Origin of the sequence: Agromyces humi, assembly GCF_009720255.1 — a bacterium.
GTDB lineage: Bacteria > Actinomycetota > Actinomycetes > Actinomycetales > Microbacteriaceae > Agromyces > Agromyces humi.
Window position 1 is genome coordinate 1 of record NZ_WJSP02000799.1, and the last position, 523, is coordinate 523.

Sequence of the window (523 nt, forward strand, 5' to 3'; positions counted from 1 at the left end):
GAGGCCATGTCCCACGCCATGATCAGGGCGTGCGCCAACGATGGCGGGCTGTTCCGCACGTCGCGGGCTGCTGGGGCCATTGCCGAAGCAGCGATCGCCAGCGCCGCCGCCTTCTTCAATTGCGCCGAGGATGAGGTGATCTTCGGGCTGAACACCACCAGCCTGTTCTTCCAGATGGCGCCGCTGATCGCGCACGACTGGCGGGCCGGCGACAATATCCTCCTCACCCGCATGGACCATGATGCCAATGTCTCGCCCTGGCTGCAGGCGGCCGCGGCGCGCGGGGTGGAGGTGCGCTTCCTCGAATGGGACCGCGAGACCTTCGCGCTGAAGCTCGACACGCTGCCCGATCTCATTGATGCCCGTACCCGCGCCGTGGCCGTGGGGCATGCCAGCAATTTCCTTGGCACCATCAACGATGTCGCCGCCGTCTGCGCCGCGGCGCGGACCGTTGGGGCGGTCAGCATTGTCGACGCCGTACAGTCTGCCCCGCACCTGTTGCTCGACGTGGCCGCCATCGGCT

1 protein-coding gene is annotated in these 523 nt (G+C 67.5%); it reads left to right on the top strand.

What is annotated here, in order from left to right:
* Positions 1–523, top strand: a 523-nt coding sequence (locus GH736_RS24245) for an aminotransferase class V-fold PLP-dependent enzyme (RefSeq protein ID WP_159607651.1), incomplete at both ends; no start/stop codon positions are given.